Genomic DNA, 23,402 nt, shown 5'->3' on the forward strand with positions numbered 1-23,402 from the left:
TGATCCATGGCGACCGACGCGACCGCTCTCCCCCCCGACAACCCTCCCGTCGGCGTGCTCGACGCGCCTTTCGACAGCGCGCTGTCGGAGCGCTACCTCGTCTACGCGCTCTCGACGATCACCGCGCGTTCGCTGCCCGACGTGCGCGACGGGCTCAAGCCGGTCCACCGCCGGCTTTTGTGGGCGATGCGGCTTCTGAAGCTCGATCCCGCCTCCGGGTACAAGAAATGCGCGCGCGTCGTCGGCGACGTGATCGGTAAGTATCACCCGCACGGCGATCAGTCGGTCTATGACGCGATGGTGCGGCTCGCGCAGGATTTCGCGCTGCGCTATCCGCTGGTCGACGGGCAGGGCAATTTCGGCAACATCGACGGCGATAACGCCGCCGCCTATCGCTACACCGAGGCGCGCCTGACCCAGGTCGCGATCGACCTGATGGACGGGCTCGACGAGGACGCCGCCGAGTTCCGTCCGACCTACAACGGCGAGGAGCAGGAGCCCGAGCTGTTCCCCGGTGCCTTCCCCAACCTGCTGGCGAACGGCGCAGCGGGGATCGCGGTCGGCATGGCGACCAGCGTCCCGCCGCACAACGCCGCCGAGCTGCTCGAGGCCGCGATCCTGCTGGTCGACAAGCCCGACGCCGACGATGCCGCGATCCTGCAGCATGTCAGCGGCCCCGACTTCCCCACCGGCGGCCTGCTCGTCGACGCGCCCGCAATCATCGCCGAGGCTTATGCCACCGGGCGGGGTGCCTTCCGCGTGCGCGCGCGCTGGGCGGTGGAGCGCGAGAAGGGCGGGGGCTGGACGATCGTCGTCAGCGAGATCCCGTACGGCGTGCAGAAGGGCAAGCTGATCGAGCAGATCGCCGCGCTGATCAACGACCGCAAGCTGCCGATCCTCGCCGACGTGCGCGACGAGAGCGACGCCGAGATCCGGCTGGTGCTCGAGCCGCGCAGCCGCACCGTCGACCCCCAGGTGCTGATGGACGGGCTATTCCGCCTCTCCGACCTGGAGACGCGCATCCCGCTCAACCTCAACGTGCTCGACAAGGACCGCACGCCGCGCGTCATGTCGCTGCGCGAGGCGCTCGCCGTCTGGGTCGAGCATCAGTTCGTGGTGCTGCGCCGGCGCACCGAGCACCGGCTCGGCAAGATCGCCGACCGGCTCGAGCTGCTCGGCGGCTATATCATCGCCTTCCTCAACCTCGACCGCGTGATCGAGATCATCCGCACCGAGGACGAGCCCAAGGCGGTGATGATGGCCGAGTTCGCTCTGACCGATCGCCAGGCCGAGGCCATCCTCAACATGCGGCTGCGCAGCCTGCGCCGGCTGGAGGAGATGGAGCTGCGCCGCGAGCGCGACTCGCTGGAGAAGGAGCAGGAGACGCTCACCCAGCTGCTCGGCTCGGAAGCGCGCCAGCGCACGCGACTGAAGCGCGACTTCGCCAAGGTGCGCGATCGCTACGGCGCGGAGACCAAGCTGGGCGCGCGTCGCACCACGATCGAGGAGCAGGCGGCGGCGCGCGAGATCCCGCTGGAGGCGATGATCGAGCGCGAGCCGATCTCGGTGATCATGTCCGAGCGCGGCTGGATTCGCGCCATGAAGGGCCATGTCGACCTCTCCGCGCCCGAGACAATGAAGTTCAAGGAAGGCGACGGCCCCGCCTTCGCCTTTCACGCGCATACCACCGACAAACTGCTGCTCGCCGCGGGCAACGGCCGCTTCTTCACGCTCGCGGCGGACAAATTGCCGGGCGGGCGTGGCTTCGGCGAGCCGGTGCGCGCCTCGATCGACCTCGACGGCAGCGTGCCGATTGTGGCGCTGCTGCGCGCCGGCGCCGCCGAGCGGCTGCTGGTGGCGGCGAGCGACGGACGCGGCTTCGTCGTGCCGAGCGCCGAGGTGATCGCCGAGACTCGCAAGGGCAAGACGGTGATGACTCCCAAGCCCGGCGCGCGACTGATGGTGGTCCGTCCGGTGTCGCCGGGGGACGATTTCGTCGCAGTGATCGGCGACAATCGCAAGCTCGCGCTGTTCCCGATGGTCGATCTTCCCGAGATGACGCGCGGGCAGGGAGTGCAACTGCAACGCTATCGCGAGGGGGGCCTCGCCGACGCGCGCACCCTCGTGTTCGCCGAGGGACTGAGCTGGGCGATGGGCGGGGGCAGCGGGCGCGTGCGCACTGAGCCCGACCTATCCGCGTGGCGCACCGCGCGCGGCGCTGCCGGGCGGATGCCGCCCAACGGCTTCCCGCGCGACAATCGCTTCTGACCTTCGACTTGGTCGACCGGTGATGCGCGCCGGTGCCAATCACCGTCACCTCCGGCGTCGCGCCGGGATCCATCCTTCCGCGAGAGCAACGCCGGCGTCCCTCGCGGCACCATGGATCGCGGGTGAGCCCGGGATGACCAACGGGTAATTGATCTCCGCGACGACGCGCGATGCCGGGGATGCCGGGGATGCCGGGGATGCCGGGATGTCGATCACGGCAACGCTCGGCGCCAAGCGGCAGGGCGGGACGGTTCGTCCCGTTTCGACACGCTCACGGCAGCAGCTAAATACAACCGATCCGGCCCAACTTGCTTTCCGTAAGCCAGCCTTAACCGTTGCGATCTAGGACAGATCGTAATGGCAACACGCTCTCCCCTTCTGGCGACCGCATCGGCCGGCTCGATCCCCGCCGGGCACGGCCGCGCCGCGGTCGCGCCCGGCCTGGGGCTGTCCACGGCGCAGGGCTCGCTCGAGCTCGTGCCCATCCCGCTGGTGATCGCGCGACTCCGCGCCGGGCGGGTCGACTATGAGGACAGCAATCCCGCTTTCGTACGCGCGGGCCTGCAGCAGGAACGCGCGATCGATCCGCTGATCGCCTCGTTCCTGCGCACGGGCCACGATCAGGCCGAGATCAACTGGTCAACCGGCGAGGCGGTCGAGCGGCGCCACTACCGCCTCAGCTTCGCGCTCATTCCCGACCGCCCCGAGCCTACCGCGGTGGTCTCCTTCGTCGATCAGACCGCCGAGGTGCGCACCGAGGAGACGCTGCGCCGCGAGATGGCGACCGACAGTCTCACCGGACTGCCCAACCGCGGCGGCTTCACCGACTCGCTCGAAGCGATGATCGAGGAAGGTGCGGCGCGTTGGGCGGTGCTGATGATCGACCTGGAGCGGTTCAGCCGCTTCAACGCCTGCCTCGGCTCGCTTACCGGCGACGAGCTGCTGATCACGGTGGCGCGCCGGATCAAGGGCGCGCTGCGCAGCCGCGACGTACTGGCGCGCACCGGCGGCGACGAATTCGGCGTGCTGCTCACGATCGACCAGGACGACCACGAGGCCGACCATGTCGCGCGCCGTATCCGCGAGGCACTGGCGACGCCGTTCCGGCTGGGCGACTTCGAGCTGCGCGTCTCGTGCGCGATCGGTATCGCCCACGGCGACTCGGCCACCGATGACGCCGAGGACGTGATCCGTCACGCGCAGGTAGCGATGAAGCGGTCCAAAGCGACCAAGAGCGCCGAGGCCTATCAGACCCGCGCGCTCGACAGCGCGCGCGAAGAGTTCGCGATGGAGACCGCGCTGCGTCGCGCGATCGAGAACGAGCAGCTTCATCTCGTCTACCAGCCGATCCTCGACCTGACCTCGGGCAAGGTCAGCGGGTTCGAGGCGCTGGCGCGCTGGACCGACGAACAGGGCAGCAACGTGCCGCCGGTGCGCTTCATCCCCGTGGCGGAAGAATCGGGGCTTATCGTCCCGCTCGGCCGCTGGGCGGTCGACACCGCGATGCAGACGCTGGCCGGCTGGGATCGGCGTTGGGGGAGCGAGTGCGGCGCGACGGTGGCGGTCAACGTCTCGCCGATCCAGCTTCAGCGCGACTGCATCCCCGGCATGGTCGAGCGCGCGCTCCACGCCGCGCGGCTGGGTGGCGGGCGGCTCAAGCTCGAGCTGACCGAAAGCGCGATCATCGCCGACCCCGATCGAATCGCGGGCGTGCTGATGGCACTGAAGGAGCTCGGCACCGTCATTGCGATGGACGATTTCGGCACGGGCTTCTCGAACCTGGCCTCGCTCCACACGCTGCCCATCGACCTGCTCAAGATCGACCGCAGCTTCGTCACGGGCATGCTGACCGACCGCGACCAGCTCGCCATCGTGCGCGCGATCCTCGGCCTGTCCAAGGCGCTGGGGATGGACACGGTGGCGGAGGGGATCGAGTCGGTGGAGCTGGGGCAGACGCTCGGCGCGCTCGGCTGCACCTTCGGCCAGGGCTATGCCTATGCCCGCCCTCTCGACGTCGACGCGGCCTATGAGTTCCTGGTCGCGCGCAACGCCTGAGCGACTTCCTCGTCGGCGATCGCCTCGACCCGCGCCGCGTCCGGGAGGCCTTCCTCCACCCAGCGATCCTCGACACGCCTGAGCACGCGCGCGACCTCGGGGCCGCGTGTCAGCCCGCGGGCCACCAGCGCTCCGCCGCCGATCGGCAGGGCGGGGGGCGTCCAACCCTCAAGCGGGGCAGCGTCGGCACCGGCGAGCAGCAGCCGGTCGAGCGCGCTCGCGGTGCCGACGCGGTAGCCGAGCGCACGTGCGCCCTCGTCGCCGATGCCCGCGCTCGCCTGTACCAGCCGCTTGCGATCGGCGTTGGAGAGCTTGAGCCGCGCGCCCGCTCCCTCGGCGGCGGCGGGCGGGAGCAGCGCGGCGAGGCGGCGGATCGGATCGGGCGCGACGGCGGCGGCACGCTCGCGCTCGGCCAGCGCGGCGAGCCGCGCCACGCCGTCGCCGTCGATCTCGGGCAGCACAGGACGGAAGATGCCACTGCGGTGCATCAGCCGCACCACCGCCACCGCCCCGGGGGCAACGAGCAGCTTGAGCAACTCGGCGGCGACACGCTCGCGGCTCAGCGCCATCAGGTCGTTGGCGCGCGCGATGCAGGCGGCGAGCCCCTCGGCATCGATCTCGTCGCCGAAGCGCGCGTGGAAGCGGAAGAACCGCAGGATGCGCAGGTGATCCTCCGCGATCCGGCGGTGCGGGTCACCGATGAAGCGGACGCGTCGCGCCGCCAAGTCGTCGAGCCCGCCGAAATAATCGTGGACCGCGCCGCTGACCGGGTCGGCGTAGAGCGCGTTGATCGTGAAGTCGCGCCGCGCCGCGTCCTCGCGCCAGTCCTCGGCGAAGGCGACGACCGCGTGCCGCCCGTCGGTGGCGACATCGCGGCGCAGGGTCGTCACCTCGACCACGGTACCCGCGCTCACCGCCGTGATCGTGCCGTGCGCGATCCCGGTCGGCACCGCGCGAATGCCGGCGGCCTCGAGCCGGCGCACCACGTCGTCCGGTACGAAGGGCGTGGCGAGATCGATGTCGGCGACATCAAGGCCCAGCAGAGTGTCGCGCACCGCGCCGCCGACATAGCGCGCGTGACCGCCGGCGGCGTCGAGCGCGTGCTCCAGCGCGGCAAGGCCCGGCCGGGTGCGCCACGGCGCCGCCGGCAGGGTCACACGCTCCATCGTAGCCGCCGCGACAGGTTGACGATCATCCCCGCGGTGGCACCCCAGATGCGCCGCTCGCCCCACAGGAGCTCGACATAGGCGCGCTCGCGGCCCTGGAAGGTAGCGCTGCGGGGACGATGGTTCGCGGCGTCGAGCAGGAAGTCGAGCGGCACCTCGAACACCGCCGCCACTTCTGCCTCGCTCGCGACCAGCGGCAGGTCGGGCGGCACGACGCCGATGACGGGGGTGACGCAGAAGCCGGTGCCGGTGCGATAGCGGTCGGACGCGCCGATCACCTCCACCGCCCCCCGCGGCAGCGCAATCTCCTCCTCGGCCTCGCGCAGTGCGGCGGTGACCGCATCCTCGCCGGGATCGAGCCGACCGCCTGGGAAGGCGACCTGGCCGGCGTGGCGTCGCAACGTCTCCGTCCGCTGTGTCAGGATCACGCCAGGGCGCGCGCGATCGGTCACCGCGACCAGTACTGCCGCCTCGGTCAGCGCACCACCGCCCGAGAGGTCTCCGTCGTCACCCGCGATCAGCGCGGTTGTCTCGTCCGACACCAGCGCAGCGGCGAGCTTCTCGGCCAGCGTCATCGCGGCTGGAGCGGGAAGAAGGCGCCCGCGCTCCACACGCCGGGCGGCGAATCGTCGCCCGCGAGCGCGCGCTCGGCCAGCTCATAGTAGAGCGGCCGGGCCACCAGCGCCTCTAGCCCGCCGCGCACCAGCAGATAGGGGCGGGGCCCGTCGTCACGCTCGACGAAGCGCAGCGGGTGGTCGGCCGAGGCGGTCACCACGTCGCCGGTGTTGAGCCGAAAGGCGAGGGTGGAGGCGCGCCCCTTGCCCTCTGCCTTGAGCTCCACCGCAACGAACGCGGCGTCCTCCACCGCAATGTCGAGCTTCTCGACCGGCGTGACCAGCACGTGAGCGCCGTCGGGCTCGCGGCGCAGGATGCGGCTGAACGCGCGCACCATCGCGACGCGCGTGATCGGGCTGCCCTGATGGTACCAGGTGCCGTCGCGCGCGATACGCATCTCGCTGTCACCGCAATGGGACGGGTTCCAACGCTCGACCGGGGGCAGCTGGTCGCTCTCGGCCAGGCGCGCGATGTCGGCGATCGACAATGTGCTGAAATCGGGTGGGGGCGCCATCGGCATGCGCGCCAGTTAGGGCGCGCGGAGGCGGCGGTAAAGGTTCAGGCCGCGGCGGTGACGCGTGGTGCGATCTCACCCGCGACGTGCGGCACCCCGGCACCGCGCGCGAGCAGCCGATGGCGCTCGACCGGGCCGGGCAGCCGCCAGCCGGCGGTGGCGGCCGCGCTGAAGCCGAAGAAGCGTCCGTAATATTCCGGGTCGCCGACCAGCATCAGATCAAGCCCCTGCGAATCGGCGGCGGCGAGCGCGGCAGCGGTCAGCCGGCGCCCGAGGCCGCTCTGCTGCCGCTCCGGAGCGACCGCGACCGGACCAACCAGCACCAGAGGTATGTCGCCGCCGTCGTCGCCGAGGAAGCGCACTGGCCAGCACTGGATCGTGCCGAGCAGCGCGCCGTCCTCGACCAGAGCGAAACTCAGCTCACGCAGCGGCGCAGTGCCGGCACGCAGTCGATAGGCGGTGCGGGCGTGACGATCGGGACCGAAGGCGCGGTCGAGCAGCGACTCGACCGCTGCCGCCGCCACCGTCTCGATCGCCACCAGCTCGACCACAGCATGCTTTCCTCATGCCCGGCAGGGACGCCGGGCGCGCGCGCTGTAGCGGGACCGTGCCCGAACGCAACCGCGATCGCCCCCGAATCGCCATGATCGTGCCATCGCCGCGCCGTGCTGGACTCGCACGGGCACCGCGTCCACCTGCGCCCGCTGGCAAGAGCGGCCGCGGCGCGGCCGAGCGCGGGAGCCCGAGAGATGGACGACGACACGCTGGAGCTGGAGGTTCACGACCTGGTGGTGCAGGTGCTCACCGGGATCTACTCGGAGGAGACGCATCTGCCGCAGCCGCTGCGGATCTCGCTCAACGTGCTGCTCGACGCCCCGGCGCGCTACGCTCCCGACACGCCGCTGAGCGCCTCGAAGAACTACCTCGACCTGCGCCACGCCGCGACCGACGCACTCGCCACCGCGGGTCACTTCACCCTGATCGAGGCGGTGGCGGACCATATCACCGAGACGCTGTTTCTCCAGGATCGGCGGGTACGCCGCGTCACGGTCAAGATCGTCAAACTCGCTATCGCCGAGGCGGGCGAATCGATCGGCATCACCCTCGTGCGGCATCGCCGCTGATCGAGGTCGCGTTCGTCCCATTTCGGCACGATCCGAGCTGCTCGATCACGTAGCGGTAGTCGGCCTGCGCCTGCGCCGAATCGTCTGGCTCGAGCGAGGCGGTGGCGCGCTCGGGCAGCGTCGCGGGCAGCGCACAGGCGAGCCGATACCACAGCAAGGTGTCGCGTCGCGGCGCCGCGGCGGCATCGTCGATGATCTCGGTGAGCGCGACCGACCAGCGCGGCTGCTCGCCGGGCCGCCGCAGTATCGACAGCGCGGCAGGGCGATTGTCCTCGGTGATGAGGAAGATCTGCGTCTCACCCTCACCGGGGAGCGCGCCCGGCACGTGGAAGGCGCTGCGGATATCGGTGATGATCGGCGGCGCGTCGGGCGCGCTCGCCTCCCGGGCGATCTGACGGGCCAGCGAGTCGATCGTTGGGCTCCAGTCGCGCTGCGCTCCCGGCGTGACGAGTTGGACCTGGTCGGGCCGGCCCGCGACCGGGCGCGCGAAAGCGAGCACGCGGCGCTTCTTCAGGTTGGGGGCGCGGCCTCGCCAATCCGGGGCAGCGTCGACCACCCAGCCTACGCGCTGCGGGATCGCGACGGTACCGCGCACCAGCGTGCCGACGTCGCCCTCGACGTAGAAGCGCGAATGTCCCGGTGCGAGACCGGCCGCCTCGTCGCCTTTGATCTTGGCGGCGGAGCGAATCGTCGCGTCGATGATGAGCGGGCTCTGCACCACCAGATCGGCGAGCGAGGCATAGTCCACCGCTGGTGCGGTGGCGGACGGCGGCGCGGCCTGTGCGGCGAGCGGCGACGGCGCCAGCGAGGAAAAAGCGAGGATGATCGCGGGCAGCGCGAAGGGGGCTCGCCTCAGCGATCGAATCTGGCGTAAGATCATGGCCGCTGGGTACGTGAACCTGCCTGAACGATACAGAAATAAATCTGTCGCCGTTCGTTTGTACGTTTGTTGCGCCCGACAAAGCGTTTGCGTCCCCAAAACGGGCGCGATAGGACTCGACCGTCTGTGGCCTGCCCCTGGGGATGCTACGGAACGGTTAACAACCCAGGTCGGATCAGCTCCGGCCACCCAAGGGCCGCAGGATGAGGGAGTTTCGTTGCTGAATGGCCTATTCTGACCAGAAGATGAGCGGAGGGAAGATCGGCGCGCTGGTGATCGTCGCGCTGATTCACGTCGCTCTCGGCTATGCCTTCGTTACCGGCCTCGCGACAAATTTCGTCAAGAAGCAGGTTGAGAAGCTGAACACGTTCGACGTCGAGGAGCCACCGCCCCCGCCGCCGGACGAGCCGCCGCCGCCGCCGCCCGACGTGCCGATGACGCCGCCGCCCGTGGTGTCGCCGCCGCCGATCGTGCAGAACCCGAACCCGCCACCCGTGACGGTCGCGACGGTCCCGACTCCGCCGCCGGTCTACGTGCCGTCGCCGGTCGTCGCGCCGCCTGCTCCGCCGGCGCCGCCGGCGCCGCCGAGCCCGATCAGCAAGGCAGCCGGTCTGAAGGGTAACCCGGGCCAGTTCTTCGGTGCCGACAACTACCCGCCCTCGGCGATCCGCGCCGGCGAGCAGGGGCGTGTCGTCGCCAAGCTGACGGTGGGTACGGACGGCCGGGTGACGGATTGTACGGTGACGACGTCGAGCAACTCCTCGGCGCTCGATCAGGCGACCTGCCGTATTGCCAAGGCCCGCGTGCGTTTCTCGCCCGCGCAAGATGCTGCCGGCAACCCGATCGCGTCCAGCTACACCCTTCCGGTGCGCTGGGTGCTTCCGGAGAATTGATCCGCGTGAACGTGGCGACGCGGATGCGTCTGCCGACAACATTTTGGCTTAAGGAAGACGAAGAATGATCATCAACATCCTCGCCGCGGGTGGGACCGCGGCAGCCGAGAACCAGTTCGGCCTGCAGCAGGCGCTCAAGGAAGGCGGCATCATCTCGCAGTCGGTGTTCACCATCCTGGTGATCATGTCGGTGGTGTCGTTCTACATCCTGTTCTCCAAGCTGTTCGAGCAGCAGAAGATCATCAACCAGGCGAAGCGCGTGCGCTCGAACTTCTGGACCAGCAACTCGCTGCGCGAGGGCTCGGCCAAGCTCGACAAGAACTCGGCGTACAAGCAGCTGGTCGACGATGGCCTGGCGGCGCAGGAGCAGCACTCGAAGCTGACCGATCCGATCGAGGCGCACGACTGGCTGCACGGTTCGCTGGCGCGTTCGGAAGCCGCGATCAACTCGAAGCTCGGCGGTGGTCTGGCGTTCCTGGCGACCGTGGGCGCGACGTCGCCGTTCATCGGTCTGTTCGGGACCGTCGTCGGCATCTACCGCGCGCTGATCAAGATCGGCGCGTCGGGCGATCCCTCGATCGACAAGGTCGCAGGGCCGGTCGGTGAGGCGCTTATCATGACGGCACTCGGCCTCGTCGTCGCCGTGCCGGCGGTGCTGGCGTACAACTGGCTGCAGCGCCGCAACAAGTCGATCTCGGAGGACCTGTCGGCCTTCTCGAACGACGTGCTCGGCTTCCTGGCATCGAACGGCGCGGTGCGCCCGTCGCTCGGCACCACCCCGGCGAAGGCCCCGGTGAAGCCCGCGACGGCGACGACGACCGCCGGCCAGACCGGTGGCGTGCAGACCCGCTCGTAAGGCACAAGGTGTAGCGCGGGGTTGCCATCGCGGCGGCCCCGCCGATCACCGGCCGCCGCACTGCCGCTCCACTCGGGAGCGGGGCGCGGCGGAACGAAGGAATAGGAAAGCCTGATCCATGGCGATGAGCGTTGGCGGTGACTCCGCTGCTGAAAAACCGATGTCGGACATCAACACGACGCCCCTCGTGGACGTGATGCTGGTGCTCCTCATCATCTTCCTGATCGCGGTCCCGGTTGCCATCCAGACGGTGAAGGGCATCAAGCTCCCCAACGTCCGGTTCGATCCGACCACGACCAAGCCAGAGAACGTCTCGCTGTCGGTCACCACGGCGGACGGCGCCTGCAAGGTCTATTGGGGCGTCACCCCCGTGACCCACCAGGAGCTGCTCGATCGCGCCGTGGCCAAGCTGAAGGCGGAGATCGATCGGCAGGGCGGGGCGAGCAATCCGGACCTGGAACTGCCGGAGGCGCACGTGCGTGCCGACGTCAACACGGACTGGCGCTGTGTGGCGGGAACGATCTACAACATGCAAATGGCCGGCTTCGCCAAAGTCGGTTTCATCTCGCAGCCGAAGACCGGCGACGCTGGCTAAGGCCAAGGGACAGGAGTAGCTGACATGGCAATGAGTGCAGGCCGCGACGACGGCGAGCCGATGATGGAGATGAACACGACGCCGTTGATCGACGTCATGCTCGTGCTCCTCATCATGTTCATCATCACCCTCCCGGTTCCGACGCACGCGGTGAAGGTCGACCTCCCGGTCAACGACCCGAAGGCGGTTAAGCCGCCGGTGGATCCGGTTAAGAATAAGATCGCGATCGACGCGGCGGGCAACGTCACCTGGAACGGCACGCCGGTGAATTCGACGGTGCTGCGCCAGTATCTCGATCAGTCGGCGGCGATGACTCCGGAGCCCGAGCTGCAGTTCCAGCCCGATCCGGCGACGCGCTATTCGGTGGTCGACCAGACGCTGGCCGACATCAAGCGCTCAAACATCACGAAGCTGGGTTTCGTCGGCAACGAGCAGTTCTACAAGGAATTCTAAGCCGGCCTCCGGTTTGGGAGAGTGACAGGGCGGTCCTCCGGGGCCGCCCTTCTTGTTTGACCCCGGTGCGGTGCGCTCCCGCGCCACATGCATGACGGACCGCAGGTCATGCCGAGCGGCGCACCGTGGCGAGCATCCGCGCCGACGACGCCGCCTGCGCTGGTTCGTCGAGGCGGAAGCGGTCAACCTGCTCGGTCATCCTCCGCACCAGCGCGTCGAGCTGACGCACCGCCGCAGTCGCCTCCTGCACCATCGCGACATTGTCCTGCGTCGTGCCATCCATCTGGGCGACCGCGTCATTGACTTGCTGAAGCCCGATCGACTGCTCGCGCGCGGCGTGCGAGATCGCGGCGACGAGTTCGGCGGCCTCGACCACAAGCGCCTTGATCCGCGCCAGCGCACCACCGGCCTCCGTGACGAGCCCCACCCCCGTATCGACCTGGCGGACCGAGGCGGTGATCCGCGCTTTGACGTCATGCGCCGCGTCGGCGGATCGCTGCGCCAGCGCGCGCACCTCGCTCGCCACCACCGCGAAGCCGAGCCCGGTATCGCCGGCGCGTGCCGCCTCGATCCCGGCGTTGAGCGCGAGCAGGCTCGTCTGAAAAGCGAAGCCATCGATCACGCTGATGATCTCGCCAATCTCGGTGGACGAATGCTCCAGCGCGATCATCGCTTCGGTCGCGCGCCGCACCGTCTCGCCCATCTGCTCGGCGTCGGCGCGCGCTTCGGAGACCATTGTATTGGCAAGCCCCGCAATATCGGCGGTCTCCTGTACCGTCTGGGTGATCTCGTGCATCGCCGCGGCGGTGGTGGCGAGCGAGGCGGCCTGTCGCTCCGTACGCCGCGACAGGTCGTCCGAGGCGGCGCGGAGCGAGTTGGCGCTGCCGGCGAGCTCGGCAGTGCTGCTGCGTACCGTGGCCAGCGCCGCCCCAACCGCCACCATCGCGGTGTTGAGGTCAGCGCCGAGCTTGGCGAACTCGCCCGCCATGGCTTGGTTCACTCGTGCGCTGAGATCGCCGCGCGCGAGCGAGGCGAGTGTATGACCGATCTGCTCAACGATCTGGCCCGCCTGCTCGCGCTTCGCCGCTTCCGCCAGCGCGAGCTGACGCTGCAGGTCGGCCAGCGACTGCGCCATCTGGCCGATTTCGTCGGAGCGTCCGAGCTGCGGCACGATTATCGGTGCGTGACCGGCGGCGAGCTCATACATGCTCGAGCGAAGTTGCTGGAGCGGCTGGATGACGCTCCGCCGCGTGATGATCAGGCCGGCGACCAGTCCACTGGCGGTCAGCAGCAGCACCGCCGCCGTCAGCCTGCGGCCGACGCGCAGCTCGACCGCCTCCGCGTCGGTGCGCAACGTGCCGGTGCGGGCGGTGAGCGACTCGATCTCGGCGTCGGCGACCTTGGAGGCGGCGCGCTCGGCGGGGCGGACCTCGCGATGGAAACGCCGGAGGGCGCCGGAACGATCACCGCGCTGCGTCTGCCGCGCCACCGCCTGGAGCGCGTCGAGCACGCGATAGGATAGGCCGAAATAGCTTGGCGGCAGCGTGTCGCCGGTGCCGCGGTGGAGGGTGCGGAGATCGGCCCGCATCGTGCGCGATCGAGAGGCGAACTTGCGTAGGATGACCGGCAGCTCGGCCGGCTCGTCCTCGGTGACGAGGTTGAGCGCGTCGCGCTGGAGCGAGCGGCTGAGCGAGCGGATCTCACTGAGTAGGACCACGCGGTCCTGAGTCGTCGCGGCGGCGGCGTTGACGTCGTGGACCTCTTGGCCCGCGTATAAGGTAAGGCCGGCCAAGAGCCAGAGCAGCGCGAGCGCGCCGACGAGCGGCGTAAGCAGGCGGGCGGTAACGCTGCGTTTGAGCAGATGGTCCCGCGGTCGGTGGCGCGGCGACGCTGCGGGAAGGGACGTGCCGGTGGAGGGTGGGGGAGAGGTCACGAGCGTGTCCATTCGAGTGGCATGTTCTCGCGCGCGCTAGCTACTCGGTCGATCTGGGGCAAATGGATCGTGAGATGATGTCGACGTTGTTGTCTTGCGGGAACTACGATGACTTGTGATAGGGTTGCGTTCTATTTTGCACAAACGTGTCAGTACAAAGTCCAATTTATGTCGATAAGGATTTTGCTATCTGCCTGTTTCATCGACGGTCGTGCGTCCGACGCTTGAGCTGATTGCCTATCGCGCTCGCTTACTCACTTTGGCGATTCAAGCGGCTGCCCTGCGCACCCCCGCTGTTGTGCTCATGTCAGAAAAGTGACATTCTCCTGTCACAAAAGCGTAACCCAGGCGTCATGCCTGGGATAGGAGGCAGGATCATGCGCATCTCAGGATGGACCGTCGTCGCCACGCTGGCGGCGTTCGTGGCTGTGCCAGCGACCGGCAAGGATCGCGTCGGCTACCAGGCGATCTCCGCTGGCAGTCTCGCCCAGGCGGAGCAGACGATTGATGCGGAGCGGACGATCTTCCCGACCCGCCCCGAGCTGATGCTCAACCTCGCCGCCGTTTACGCGCGCACCGGACGGGTTACGCAAGCGCGCTCGCTATATGGCCAAGTGCTGGACCAAGAGCCTGTCGCGATGGATCTGGCCGATGGCAGCGTGCAGTCCTCGCACGCACTCGCACAGCGCGGCCTATCGCGTCTCGGATCGTCGATCGCTTCGCGCTGACTCATTGCGCTCGCGCACGTCAGTGGCGGAGAGCACACAGCTGTCACCGATGCGCGACAGCCCTGGCGGCTGTGTCGAGCATTTGGTGTCGCTAGTCTTGCCTGTGAGAGGAGCGGGCGCTCGCAGACGCGTCCTCGCTTGATGAGGGAGCTCGATCGTCTTGCCACGAGCGCGATCGGCGATGCTCACAAGGGGATGGCGGGATCCGCCAACACCGTCGCATCGACGGTCGCGCCTGCGCTGACCAGCGCTTTTCCGCGGACGAAATCGCGCGCGGCGTTGACGCAATCCAGCGCGACGACCCGCCCGGCGCGGCGATAGATCACGCTGAAGCGGCGGCTCGTCGGCGCCCCGCGGAGGATCGCCTCGTCGTGACCGGCGGAGAGACCGACCGTCTGGAGCCGCAGGTCGTATTGGTTCGACCAGAACCATGGCACCGCCGCGTAAGGCTCGTCGGTCCCGGTCAGGCGTTTGGCCACGGTCGCGGCCTGGTCGGTCGCGTTCTGCACCGATTCAAGCCGCACCAGGGCGCCACCCGCGAAGGCGTTACGGTGCGCGGCGGCGTCGCCGATCGCATAGACATCGGGCAGACTGGTGCGACAGAGCGAGTCGACGATCACGCCGTCGCCGCCGTCGGCGCCGGCGGCAAGCAGCGGCGCCACCGCAGGCACGAGGCCAATACCGACGATCACCATCTCCGCCGCGACTCGTTCGCCGTCGCCGAGGCGCACGCCGGCTGCGACACCGTCGTTGGCGAGGATCGATTCCACCTGCGCGCCGAGGCGGACCTCGACCCCGCGCGCGCGATGCTCGGCAGCGTAGAAATCGGCGAGCGTGGCGCCGGCGACGCGGGCGAGTAGTCGATCCCGCGCCTCGATCACCGTGACGCGGCGGCCGAGCGCGGTCAGCACCGCCGCCGCTTCCAGTCCGACATAGCCGCCGCCGACCACCGCGACGCGCTCGACCCGGGGCAGCTCGGCGATCATCCGATCGACGTCGGCGCGGCAGCGGACGGTGTGGACCCCCGCCAGGTCGTGGCCCTCGCAGGCGAGCCGGCGCGCGCTGCCCCCCGCCGCCCAGATCAACCGATGGTAGCCGATCACGCGACCGTTCTCGAGGGTCACCCGCCGCGCCGACGCGTCGACCACGGCCACCGGCTGCCCCAGCAGCAGCGTGATCTCGCGCTCGCGCCAGAAGGCCGCAGGGCGGATGAGCATGCGCTCGAACGCACGCTCACCGGCGAGATACTCCTTCGACAGCGGCGGGCGCTCATAGGGGAGCTCGGGTTCCGCGCCGATCAGCACGATGCTGCCGGCGAAGCCGCGCTGGCGCAGCGCCGCCGCGGCCGCCGCGCCGCCGTGGCCGGCACCGACGATCACCACGTCATAGCGTTCACCCTCGTCCCGCTCGCCGTCGTTCACGCTCCACCTCCTCGCTCGTGGCCGGCATCCCGCATGCGGGATGCAGTGCGCAGGTGGCAAGCGCGCGTTGCAACCGTCGCCACGCGGGTGCTAGCCGCGGCGGGTGACGACATCCTCCGCATCGCCCGAGCCGACTCCCACGCGTACGCAGCGCCTTCGCCTCGCGACCGACGTCGCGCACCGACGGCTCGACGACTCGATCATGGCGCTCGACCCCTTCGGCGATCGCACGCGGTATGCGCGCCTGCTGACGATCCACCGCGACTTCCACGCGCTGATCGCGCCGCTCTATGTTGCACCGAGCCTCGTCACGTTGATCCCTGATCTGGTCGCTCGCGCGCGCCTGTTGGCGGTGGAGCAGGATGCCGCCGACCTCCACGTCCCGCTCGCGCCGCCGCCGCCGCCACGGTTCGCCGCCGGGGCCGCGCCGGACCGCGGCACCGCTATCGGCTGGCTCTACGTTGCCGAGGGGTCGAGCCTGGGCGCCGCGATCCTGCTCAAGGCGGCGATGACGCTGGGATTGGGGCCGACCTTCGGCGCGCGCCACCTGGCCGGCCATGCCGAGGGGCGCGCGCGTCATTGGCGCAGCTTTACCGGGGCGATCGACGCGGTCGTCTTGTCTCCCGACGAGGAGGGGCGCGCCGAGGCGGGCGCGCGCGAGGCGTTCGACACGGTCGCCGCGCTGGTGCGACGCGTCGCGGCGTAACGCACCGTTTCGTTTCGCCGCGCTTGCCAGCACCTGCCCGCGCCGCCACCTCCGCCTGGTAGCGAGGCGCCGTCGGCGCGGGAGTAGCATATGAAGAAGATCGGGTTTCTGTCGTTCGGCCATTGGTCGCCGACGGCGCAGTCCGCAACGCGTTCGGCCAGCGACGTGCTGTTGCAGTCGATCGAACTCGCCGAGGCGGCCGAGCAGCTCGGCGTCGACGGCGCTTACTATCGCGTCCACCATTTCGCACGTCAGCTCGCCTCGCCGTTCCCGTTGCTCGCCGCGGTGGGCGCGCGCACCAAGCGGATCGAGATCGGCACCGGCGTGATCGACATGCGCTACGAGAACCCCTTCTACATGGCGGAGGACTCGGGTGCGGCGGATCTGATCGCGGGCGGGCGGCTCCAGCTCGGCATCAGCCGCGGCTCGCCTGAGCAGGTGATCGAGGGGTGGCGCTACTTCGGTTATGCGCCGGGCGAGGGCGAGAGCGACGCCGACATGGGGCGGCGCCACGCCGAGGTCTATCTCGAGCTGCTCAAAGGCGAGGGGTTCGCCCAGCCCAACCCGCGCCCGATGTTCCCCAACCCGCCGGGGCTGCTGCGGCTCGAGCCGCACGCCGCGGGCTTGCGACGGCGGATCTGGTGGGGCTCGGCGTCGGATTCGACCGCGATCTGGGCGGCGCAGCAGGGGATGAACCTGCAGAGTTCGACGCTCAAGAAGGATGAGGGCGGCGAGCCGTTCCATGTCCAGCAGGCACGGCAGATCCGCGCCTATCGCGCCGCCTGGGCCGAGGCGGGGCACGACTGGGCGCCGCGCGTCTCGGTGTCCCGCTCGATCTTCGCGCTCGTCGACGATCGTGACCGCGCTTATTTCGGTCAGGCCGGCGGTGAGGACCAGATCGGCGTGATCGACGCAATGCGCGCGGTGTTCGGCCGCTCCTACGCCGCCGAGCCGGATCGCCTGGTCGAGCAGCTGCGCGCCGACGCGGCGATCGCCGAGGCCGACACTTTGCTGCTCACCGTGCCCAATCAGCTTGGCGTCAACTATAACGCGCACGTGCTCGAGGCGATCATGACGCATGTCGCGCCCGCGCTCGGCTGGCGCTGACCCACTCCGGCGGAATGCGGGCGCGGCGGCGGCTTGACCAGCACGCCATGGCGCGGGATACCATCGGTGCCGACGTGGGAGAGACCGGGACAGGCCCGGCACCGAAGGAGCAACCGCCCCGGAAACTCTCAGGTAAAAGGACCCGTCGGCGCCAACATCTGGAGAGAGGCGCAGCGACGCGTCCGCCGACGGGATAGCGATCTCAGGCACAAGGGACAGAGGGGCATGGGCTGTGGCGAGCGGTCGGGGAGAGTACGTGCCGACCGAGTCTGAGATGGTGCCGCTCGATCGCGGCGCGACACGCCCGATCAGCGTCGCCGAGCTGTTCACGATCGGCGTCGGCCCGTCGAGCTCGCACACGGTCGGGCCGATGCGCGCCGCGCACGACTTCGCCGAGCGTGCGACCGCGTGCGAGCGCGCGCCGCATCATGTGCGCTGCGCATTGTACGGCTCGCTCGCACTGACCGGGCGCGGCCACGCCACCGACACGGCGACGCTGCTCGGCCTGGCGGGTTGGTTACCCGAGCGGCTCGACCCCGACACCGCGCCCGCGATCGTCGCCGCGGTGCGCGAGACCAAGCGGCTTCCACTCGGCGGCACGCGGGCAATCGCGTTCGACGCGGAGACTGACCTCGTCTTCCACCCGCGGACGTTTCTGCCGCAGCATCCGAACGGCATGCGCTTCACCGCGAGCTACGACGAGGGGGCGACGCTGGAGGAGACCTACTTCTCGATCGGCGGCGGAGCGATCCTGCGGCTCGGCGCGCCGCCGCTCGCGCACAATGTCGCGGTGGCGCATCCTTTCTCGTCGAGCGCCGAGCTGCTGGCGCGCTGCGAGGAGACCGGACTCAGCATCGGTGCGCTCGTCCGCGCCAACGAGGAAGCGTGGCGCTCACCCGCGGAGAGCGACGCCTTCCTCGACTCGGTGCGCGACGCGATGAGCGCCTGCATCGACCGCGGCATCGCGCAGGAAGGCGTGCTGCCGGGCGGGCTGCGCGTGCGCCGCCGCGCACGCGCGCTGCACGAGTCCTTGTCCCGGTGCGGTCCGGAGCATCGTCCTGCCGCGGTGTTTGAATGGGTCAGCCTGTGGGCCATCGCGGTGAACGAGGAAAATGCCGCGGGCGGCCGTGTCGTTACTGCGCCGACCAACGGCGCGGCGGGGGTGTTGCCATCGGTGCTGCGCTATTACGAAGTGCTGGTGCCGGGCGCGACACGCGCCGGCGCGCGCCACTTCCTCTACACCGCCGCGGCGATCGGCATGCTGTACAAGAAGCGCGCCTCGATCTCGGCCGCCGAGATGGGGTGCCAGGGCGAGGTCGGCGTCGCCTGCTCGATGGCAGCGGGCGCGCTCGCCGCGGTGCTGGGCGGCACCGACCGGCAGGTGGAGAATGCCGCCGAGATCGGCATGGAGCACAATCTCGGGCTCACCTGCGACCCGATCGCGGGACTCGTCCAGATCCCGTGCATCGAGCGCAACACGATGGGCGCGGTGAAGGCGATCAACGCCGCCTATCTCGCGCTGCGCGGCGACGGCAGCCATATCGTCAGCCTCGACGCGGTGATCGAGACGATGCGCCAGACCGGCGAGGACATGCGCAGCCAGTATAAGGAGACCAGCCTCGGCGGTCTGGCCGTGAACGTAGTGGAATGCTGAGACGGCGCGTCGACCGCGTCACGTCTCCACCCCGCGGGACGGCCGCATCGCTGCGATGGCGCTGGTCGGGAACGCTGCGCAACCGCCACGGTGAGGGACCGTATGCGGCAGGTGTGCCGACTCGGCGTGGATGTCGGCGAAAAGTCGCGGGCCGCCGGCGATCCGGTGAGCAGGTCTTCAGTCTTCATGCCCGCCCCGGCGCGGAGCTCGTGCCAAGCTCCGCGATCAGTTCACCCCGATCAGCTGCGATGGCTAGGGCTGCGAGCGGCGTCGGCCGCGGCAGCTTTACCAGCACCGCGTCCAGCGTCGCCTTGTCCGGCTTACCGGATCCGGTTTCGCGCGCGAACTCGGGCAACACGTTTTTATCCGCCGGATCGGTCGTCAGGGTCATCGGATCCGACAAGTCCTGCGCGGCCGTTGGCAAGCCGACGCTGGCCGCCGCCGCCACGTTCATCAGCGTCGTGCGCGCACGCTTCGCGCGCATCGACCCTGCGCCTTGAACTCGCGCAAGGTGCCGTTGATCGTCTCGACGATGTCCTTGGCGAGGCTGGGGCGCAGCGGCTGATCGATCGCCCACTGCATACCGTTCGCGATGGTGTCGACCAGCACGTCGGCGGTGCGCGCGGTCGACTCGAAGGTGTACGGGCTCTCGGGCTCGACCGTGGTGCGATTGCCCCAGAAGCGGTAGCCGGCGGAGATGCGGATCAGCGCGGTGACCTGCTGTCGTTGAGCAGCGCCGCCTCGCAGCCGGGATCCTGTACGTCGAAGCCGACGTCCTTGGTGAGGCCGAGCACGCCCTGGACCGGCACGGTGCTGAGCGTCTTATGCCAGCCGATCTCCTGGTCGATCCGCGCGCGCAGGCCGAGCGCACGCGCCACCGCAGCGCTGGGCGCGCTGGTGCCGGCGACGCTGTCGAAGGCGAGAAAGTCGGGGTAGACAAGCATCAGCCGGCGCGACGCTAAATTGGCGCGTTAGGCGATGGCGGCGTCGCTGTCGGCGCCGAGCGCGCTGGCGTAGGCGAAGCCGCGCAGCTTGTCCGAGACCACCGCCAGCGCGGCGGCAACCGGCTGGGTGTCGAGCCCCGGTGCGCCGAGGATGCGCGGGCGGACGCCCAGCTGCGGCTCGGCGGCGAGCAGCGCCCGCAGCCCGATCTTGGAGCCGTTGACGGTGCTGCCGATCACGTTGATATCGACCCATCGCGCGTCCACGTTGGTGTTGACGCGCACCACCACGACCGGCGCGCGCGCCTGGTCGGCGATTGCGACGAGCGCGGCGCGCAGCGTGCCGCCGGTGCCGGCGACCCCGATCGCGGAGGGCAGATCGGTGACGAGTGCGGGACGATCGAGCGGGAAGGCAGCGTCGAGTGCGGCGGTCGCAGCGCCGGCCGGCGCCGAGGCGGTCGCGACCAGCCCGATCACCGCGGTGGCGACGGCGGTGAGCGCGCGGGCGCCCTCACTATATTCGGTGACGGTGATGCCGTGCATGCGCGGGCGGTCCTCAGGCGGGGCGGGGAGCGAGCGGGACGATCAGCCGCGCGCGCGCGTTGGGCGTGGGCAGGTCGGTGCGGGTGGCGTCGATTGCGAGCGACACGCGACCGTCGGTGCGCGCGTCGACGCGGATGGCGGAGACGCGCAGCCGGCGCTCCCAGCGCGACAACGCGAGCGCGGTCGCGGCGACCAGGCGCATGCGGCCGAGCGCGTTCATCGGCTGGTCGAGCAGCTCGGGCAGCAGCGAGCCATAATCGCGGCGCGCGACGCGACTGCCGATCGGGGTTGAGAGGATGTCGGCTACCGACTGGCGCAGGTGCGCCTCGCCGCGGAGCGGGCGGCCGGTGATGGCGTCCATGCCGTTCACTTGGGCGGCCCCGAGCTGCCGCCGCCCGGCTGGACGCCGGGGTGGGTGTGACGCTGGAGGCTCTTGCCCGCGGCGAGGACGTCGTCGCTGGCGGTGAGCCTGCCGGTGAGGGTGATGTCGCCGTCGAGCGCGGTCTTGCCCTTGACCTTGACGTCGCCCGTGATCGCGACGGCGGCCTCGATCGTGACGCCGGCGGGGGCGGTGATCTTGAGCGGGCGGCCGTCGGGGAGCTTGAGCACGAGGCCGGCGCCGTCGGCGTCGTAGGAAAGCTCGGCGCCGTCGTGCCACGTGATCAGGTCGCGCTTGTCGCTGGCGGGGGCCGAGTGCGCGTCGCTGAACAGGGCGGGCAGGACGAGCCCGCCCTCGACGTCGCCTTCAGGAAAAGCGGCAAGCTGAGCCTATGGCCGTTTGTGGGCGCTAGCGGCCCGGCCGGTTATGGCAGGAAAGCGGACGTTCGATTGATCACCGACCGAATGTCCGGTCATAAGGAATCAGCGTTATTACAGTTGGGGCCTCCACCAAGCTGTCGCCACTAACAACATGGATGCTACAACGCAGGTGATTGCTATCCACCCCGCCGTAAAAGGGAGTTCAGGTCCGCAAAAGTCGAGGCAAAACTCGGGTGGCTGCGGGAGTCCAAGATATTTAGCAACAGAATCTAATTGCCCCAAGGTCGCCGCCCGGATGTAGCTCTTCGTTAAAAAACCTTGATACAAGGCGAATGGGATCGCCGCGACAAAAAGTGATATGCTTCCCAGAAGCCGTTTGTCCCTTCTCATCGCATCACCTCGCACTCTGCGCCCACCTGATCTGCGATATCGCAAATGTCCGCAAGTGGGGCGTAAGCGGCCGTTGCGAGCGGGTACCATGGGGGTATCGGAGGCGCGCTTAACGCCCTTCACAGAGGGTCCAAGCAGCGTCGCGGCGGAGGGCATCTCCGCCGCGATGTCCGCTTCTGGCAGAAAGCGGGCATTTCCGCTCACGGGAACCGACGGCCGACAAAAGCGAGAATCGAGTGGGTGTAGGAGCCAAGCTCGGCCGCGTCTGCTGGTAGCGCAAACGACATAGCGGCAAAGGACACCTCCCGCTCTCTCAACACCAACGCAATTACTTCGGGAAAAGAATCAAGATAGGGGAGCGCCGGCGAGTCACAAAGCCGATTACGCCAAAGCCAAGAAGCATCATCGCCCATGTCGTAGGCTCCGGAACAGCTGCCGTCGACAACTTGCTCACAGTCGGCAAAATACTAAGGTCAAAGATTTTACCAGAAGAATTCGTATAAGTCTCGCCACTCAGTCTTGGGTTGGTCGCGATGTCAGATATAAAGACGCCAAAGTTATCTATATTGGGATCTATGTGATACCCGTTCGCCTCTATATCAATTCCGAAGGTAAGCACTGGAAAAATGGGATCGGCGTTCTACGCATAGTAAAGTGGATGATTCCACCCGAAATTCGACGAGTTAACTGTGAGGCCTTCTTGGGTTCGATCAATTTTCAGGACGGTGTCATCAAACCGTACGTCAAAATCTACTAGAAGGCCGCTTACCGGCGCGGCAATCCCCTCCATCGTTAAAGAGGCGCCATTGATTCTGACGTTGTAAGCGACCAAGGCTGCGTTTGCAGGAGTGGTGAAAAAGCTGAGTGCCGCAGCGGCAAGCAGGGTCGTTCTCACGAGGCGTCTCCAGTACTGTTTCTTAAACCATGATCCATCGTGCCATTCATTCATTGTACGAAACTGTCATTCGAGGACTCGTCGAAACGGGGCAAGCCTCAGTCGTAGGCACCACAATAACACAAACTTTATAATTCAACGTCTCACGATGTTCCCGTAATAAAGGCGAGCGGGCTGCTGGTGCGGGTGCCGCGTTGGCGATAATGGGCATTTCGCCCAGCGACCGCGGCGGGGTTAGCTCCGCCGCAATGTCCGCTTTTTGGGCGATAGCGGGCAAGCGCAGCGGGTACCGCGCGCGTACGCTAGACATGGTTCGCGGTGCATCCACACCACGAATCGGCACCGCGGCGGAGGGCTCCTCCACCGCGGTAGGCTCTGCGAGGGTTCTGACGAGACGTCGTAGCGTAGGCTGGGCAGCACTGGTACGCTTGAGTCGCGATGAGAAATCCCGCCATTTTGTCCGTTGCGTTGTTCTTGGCCGACTGTGACCGCCCACCGACTTATGCGGAGGGGTGCGGCTCTCTGCCGAGGGGTTGGATTACCCCCCGTCACGGTCTGGGTGCCCTGTCCACACTCAACGTCATATCCGTCTCGAAGAGCGGGGCCGTGACATGGAACGGCGAGAACGTCTCGAGAGACACACTCAGGTCCTACCTCGAGGTCACGAAGACACTAACACCCTCTCCGGTGACGCAGATGAAATTCGATTCGCAGGTGGATTGCGACACGGTCGTGCAACTGCGCCAGGAGATCTCCCGGCTGCTGGATTGCAGCTACGGGTTGTGCGCCGAAGGCTCTGGGCGCTGGTGGTTTATCGGTGACGTGGGTCCTCCGTTCGTAGCCCGCGACCCGAGTCCCGGATTGCCGCCCGAGCAATAAAAGCTGGCACTTCTCGGGGAAGGCAGG

Annotated in this window: 24 protein-coding genes, 2 pseudogenes and 1 riboswitch; of the genes and pseudogenes, 11 read left to right on the top strand and 15 right to left on the bottom strand. The window is 68.6% G+C overall.

What is annotated here, in order from left to right:
• Nucleotides 1–6 precede the first annotated feature (6 nt).
• Nucleotides 7–2,268, top strand: a complete 2,262-nt coding sequence (gene parC, locus QBJ89_RS16110) for a DNA topoisomerase IV subunit A (protein ID WP_277981495.1) — start codon at nt 7–9, stop codon at nt 2,266–2,268.
• A gap of 357 nt (nt 2,269–2,625) precedes the next feature.
• Nucleotides 2,626–4,323, top strand: a complete 1,698-nt coding sequence (locus QBJ89_RS16115; RefSeq protein ID WP_277981496.1) for a putative bifunctional diguanylate cyclase/phosphodiesterase — start codon at nt 2,626–2,628, stop codon at nt 4,321–4,323.
• Here the strand turns inward: QBJ89_RS16115 and QBJ89_RS16120 are convergent.
• The 4 genes from QBJ89_RS16120 to QBJ89_RS16135 are packed head-to-tail and all read right to left on the bottom strand — an operon-like array spanning nt 4,293 to nt 7,169.
• Nucleotides 4,293–5,489: a CCA tRNA nucleotidyltransferase gene (locus QBJ89_RS16120; protein WP_277981497.1), complete on the bottom strand. Its 1,197-nt coding sequence runs from the start codon at nt 5,487–5,489 to the stop codon at nt 4,293–4,295. The genes QBJ89_RS16115 and QBJ89_RS16120 overlap by 31 nt on opposite strands.
• Nucleotides 5,477–6,064: a CoA pyrophosphatase gene (locus QBJ89_RS16125; protein ID WP_277981498.1), complete on the bottom strand. Its 588-nt coding sequence runs from the start codon at nt 6,062–6,064 to the stop codon at nt 5,477–5,479. The genes QBJ89_RS16120 and QBJ89_RS16125 overlap by 13 nt, the downstream gene beginning before the upstream one ends.
• A complete protein-coding gene (locus QBJ89_RS16130) occupies nt 6,061–6,624 on the bottom strand; it encodes a DUF1285 domain-containing protein (protein ID WP_277981499.1) in 564 nt (187 codons plus the stop codon). The genes QBJ89_RS16125 and QBJ89_RS16130 overlap by 4 nt, the downstream gene beginning before the upstream one ends.
• 38 nt (nt 6,625–6,662) lie before the next feature.
• Nucleotides 6,663–7,169, bottom strand: coding sequence for a GNAT family N-acetyltransferase (locus tag QBJ89_RS16135; RefSeq protein WP_277981500.1), 507 nt, complete (start codon nt 7,167–7,169; stop codon nt 6,663–6,665).
• A 198-nt stretch (nt 7,170–7,367) separates the two neighbouring features.
• Here QBJ89_RS16135 and QBJ89_RS16140 point away from each other — a divergent pair, with 198 nt between their 5' ends.
• The gene (locus QBJ89_RS16140) at nt 7,368–7,742 is read left to right on the top strand and encodes a dihydroneopterin aldolase (RefSeq protein WP_277981501.1); all 375 of its coding nucleotides are present in this window, start codon (nt 7,368–7,370) and stop codon (nt 7,740–7,742) included.
• Here the strand turns inward: QBJ89_RS16140 and QBJ89_RS16145 are convergent.
• The gene (locus QBJ89_RS16145) at nt 7,717–8,622 is read right to left on the bottom strand and encodes a hypothetical protein (protein ID WP_277981502.1); all 906 of its coding nucleotides are present in this window, start codon (nt 8,620–8,622) and stop codon (nt 7,717–7,719) included. The genes QBJ89_RS16140 and QBJ89_RS16145 overlap by 26 nt on opposite strands.
• 224 nt (nt 8,623–8,846) lie before the next feature.
• On the opposite strand from QBJ89_RS16145, the gene QBJ89_RS16150 reads away from it, so the two are divergent.
• The 4 genes from QBJ89_RS16150 (at nt 8,847) to QBJ89_RS16165 (ending at nt 11,419) form a co-directional block, all read left to right on the top strand.
• Nucleotides 8,847–9,515, top strand: coding sequence for an energy transducer TonB (locus QBJ89_RS16150; protein ID WP_277981503.1), 669 nt, complete (start codon nt 8,847–8,849; stop codon nt 9,513–9,515).
• A gap of 64 nt (nt 9,516–9,579) precedes the next feature.
• Nucleotides 9,580–10,371 carry a MotA/TolQ/ExbB proton channel family protein gene (locus QBJ89_RS16155; protein WP_277981504.1) on the top strand — a complete coding sequence of 264 codons (792 nt, stop codon included), beginning with the start codon at nt 9,580–9,582 and terminating at the stop codon, nt 10,369–10,371.
• Between the two features lie 118 nt (nt 10,372–10,489).
• A complete protein-coding gene (locus QBJ89_RS16160) occupies nt 10,490–10,966 on the top strand; it encodes an ExbD/TolR family protein (RefSeq protein WP_277981505.1) in 477 nt (158 codons plus the stop codon).
• Nucleotides 10,967–10,990: 24 nt separating this feature from the next.
• The gene (locus QBJ89_RS16165; protein WP_223010680.1) at nt 10,991–11,419 is read left to right on the top strand and encodes an ExbD/TolR family protein; all 429 of its coding nucleotides are present in this window, start codon (nt 10,991–10,993) and stop codon (nt 11,417–11,419) included.
• A 106-nt stretch (nt 11,420–11,525) separates the two neighbouring features.
• Here QBJ89_RS16165 and QBJ89_RS16170 read toward each other — a convergent pair whose 3' ends face one another.
• Nucleotides 11,526–13,352: a methyl-accepting chemotaxis protein gene (locus QBJ89_RS16170; protein WP_277981506.1), complete on the bottom strand. Its 1,827-nt coding sequence runs from the start codon at nt 13,350–13,352 to the stop codon at nt 11,526–11,528.
• Between the two features lie 377 nt (nt 13,353–13,729).
• Here QBJ89_RS16170 and QBJ89_RS16175 point away from each other — a divergent pair, with 377 nt between their 5' ends.
• On the top strand, nt 13,730–14,080 hold the full coding sequence (locus QBJ89_RS16175) for a tetratricopeptide repeat protein (RefSeq protein WP_277981507.1): 351 nt from the start codon (nt 13,730–13,732) through the stop codon (nt 14,078–14,080).
• Between the two features lie 185 nt (nt 14,081–14,265).
• On the opposite strand, the gene QBJ89_RS16180 is transcribed toward QBJ89_RS16175, so the two are convergent.
• On the bottom strand, nt 14,266–15,501 hold the full coding sequence (locus QBJ89_RS16180; RefSeq protein WP_277981508.1) for an NAD(P)/FAD-dependent oxidoreductase: 1,236 nt from the start codon (nt 15,499–15,501) through the stop codon (nt 14,266–14,268).
• 103 nt (nt 15,502–15,604) lie between these two features.
• Here QBJ89_RS16180 and QBJ89_RS16185 point away from each other — a divergent pair, with 103 nt between their 5' ends.
• The 3 genes from QBJ89_RS16185 (at nt 15,605) to QBJ89_RS16195 (ending at nt 18,968) form a co-directional block, all read left to right on the top strand.
• A complete protein-coding gene (locus tag QBJ89_RS16185) occupies nt 15,605–16,207 on the top strand; it encodes a biliverdin-producing heme oxygenase (protein WP_277981509.1) in 603 nt (200 codons plus the stop codon).
• Between the two features lie 90 nt (nt 16,208–16,297).
• A complete protein-coding gene (locus QBJ89_RS16190) occupies nt 16,298–17,314 on the top strand; it encodes an LLM class flavin-dependent oxidoreductase (RefSeq protein WP_277981510.1) in 1,017 nt (338 codons plus the stop codon).
• 65 nt (nt 17,315–17,379) lie between these two features.
• Nucleotides 17,380–17,467, top strand: a riboswitch (glycine riboswitch).
• 121 nt (nt 17,468–17,588) lie between these two features.
• Nucleotides 17,589–18,968 carry an L-serine ammonia-lyase gene (locus tag QBJ89_RS16195; protein WP_431522549.1) on the top strand — a complete coding sequence of 460 codons (1,380 nt, stop codon included), beginning with the start codon at nt 17,589–17,591 and terminating at the stop codon, nt 18,966–18,968.
• 184 nt (nt 18,969–19,152) lie between these two features.
• Here QBJ89_RS16195 and QBJ89_RS16200 read toward each other — a convergent pair whose 3' ends face one another.
• From QBJ89_RS16200 to QBJ89_RS16235, 8 genes and pseudogenes are all read right to left on the bottom strand, one after another.
• On the bottom strand, nt 19,153–19,452 hold the full coding sequence (locus tag QBJ89_RS16200) for a hypothetical protein (RefSeq protein ID WP_277981512.1): 300 nt from the start codon (nt 19,450–19,452) through the stop codon (nt 19,153–19,155).
• Nucleotides 19,422–19,577 (bottom strand): hypothetical protein, encoded by a 156-nt coding sequence (locus QBJ89_RS16205; protein ID WP_277981513.1) that lies wholly within the window; start codon nt 19,575–19,577, stop codon nt 19,422–19,424. The genes QBJ89_RS16200 and QBJ89_RS16205 overlap by 31 nt, the downstream gene beginning before the upstream one ends.
• A 95-nt stretch (nt 19,578–19,672) precedes the next feature.
• Nucleotides 19,673–19,912 carry a phage tail sheath subtilisin-like domain-containing protein gene (locus QBJ89_RS16210; protein WP_277981514.1) on the bottom strand — a complete coding sequence of 80 codons (240 nt, stop codon included), beginning with the start codon at nt 19,910–19,912 and terminating at the stop codon, nt 19,673–19,675.
• Nucleotides 19,913–19,939: 27 nt separating this feature from the next.
• On the bottom strand, nt 19,940–20,452 hold the full coding sequence (locus QBJ89_RS16215) for a hypothetical protein (protein ID WP_277981515.1): 513 nt from the start codon (nt 20,450–20,452) through the stop codon (nt 19,940–19,942).
• Between the two features lie 13 nt (nt 20,453–20,465).
• The gene (locus QBJ89_RS16220) at nt 20,466–20,813 is read right to left on the bottom strand and encodes a GPW/gp25 family protein (RefSeq protein WP_277981516.1); all 348 of its coding nucleotides are present in this window, start codon (nt 20,811–20,813) and stop codon (nt 20,466–20,468) included.
• Between the two features lie 5 nt (nt 20,814–20,818).
• A pseudogene (locus QBJ89_RS16225) lies at nt 20,819–21,196 on the bottom strand (phage baseplate assembly protein V); the annotation flags it as partial.
• Between the two features lie 733 nt (nt 21,197–21,929).
• Nucleotides 21,930–22,043, bottom strand: a pseudogene (locus QBJ89_RS20265) (PEPxxWA-CTERM sorting domain-containing protein); the annotation flags it as partial.
• Nucleotides 22,044–22,241: 198 nt separating this feature from the next.
• Complete coding sequence (locus QBJ89_RS16235; protein WP_277981517.1) at nt 22,242–22,496, bottom strand: hypothetical protein; 255 nt, start codon at nt 22,494–22,496, stop codon at nt 22,242–22,244.
• Nucleotides 22,497–23,402: the final 906 nt, after the last annotated feature.

Origin of the sequence: Sphingomonas phyllosphaerae (assembly GCF_029623345.1) — a bacterium.
In the GTDB taxonomy this organism is placed as follows: domain Bacteria; phylum Pseudomonadota; class Alphaproteobacteria; order Sphingomonadales; family Sphingomonadaceae; genus Sphingomonas; species Sphingomonas phyllosphaerae_C.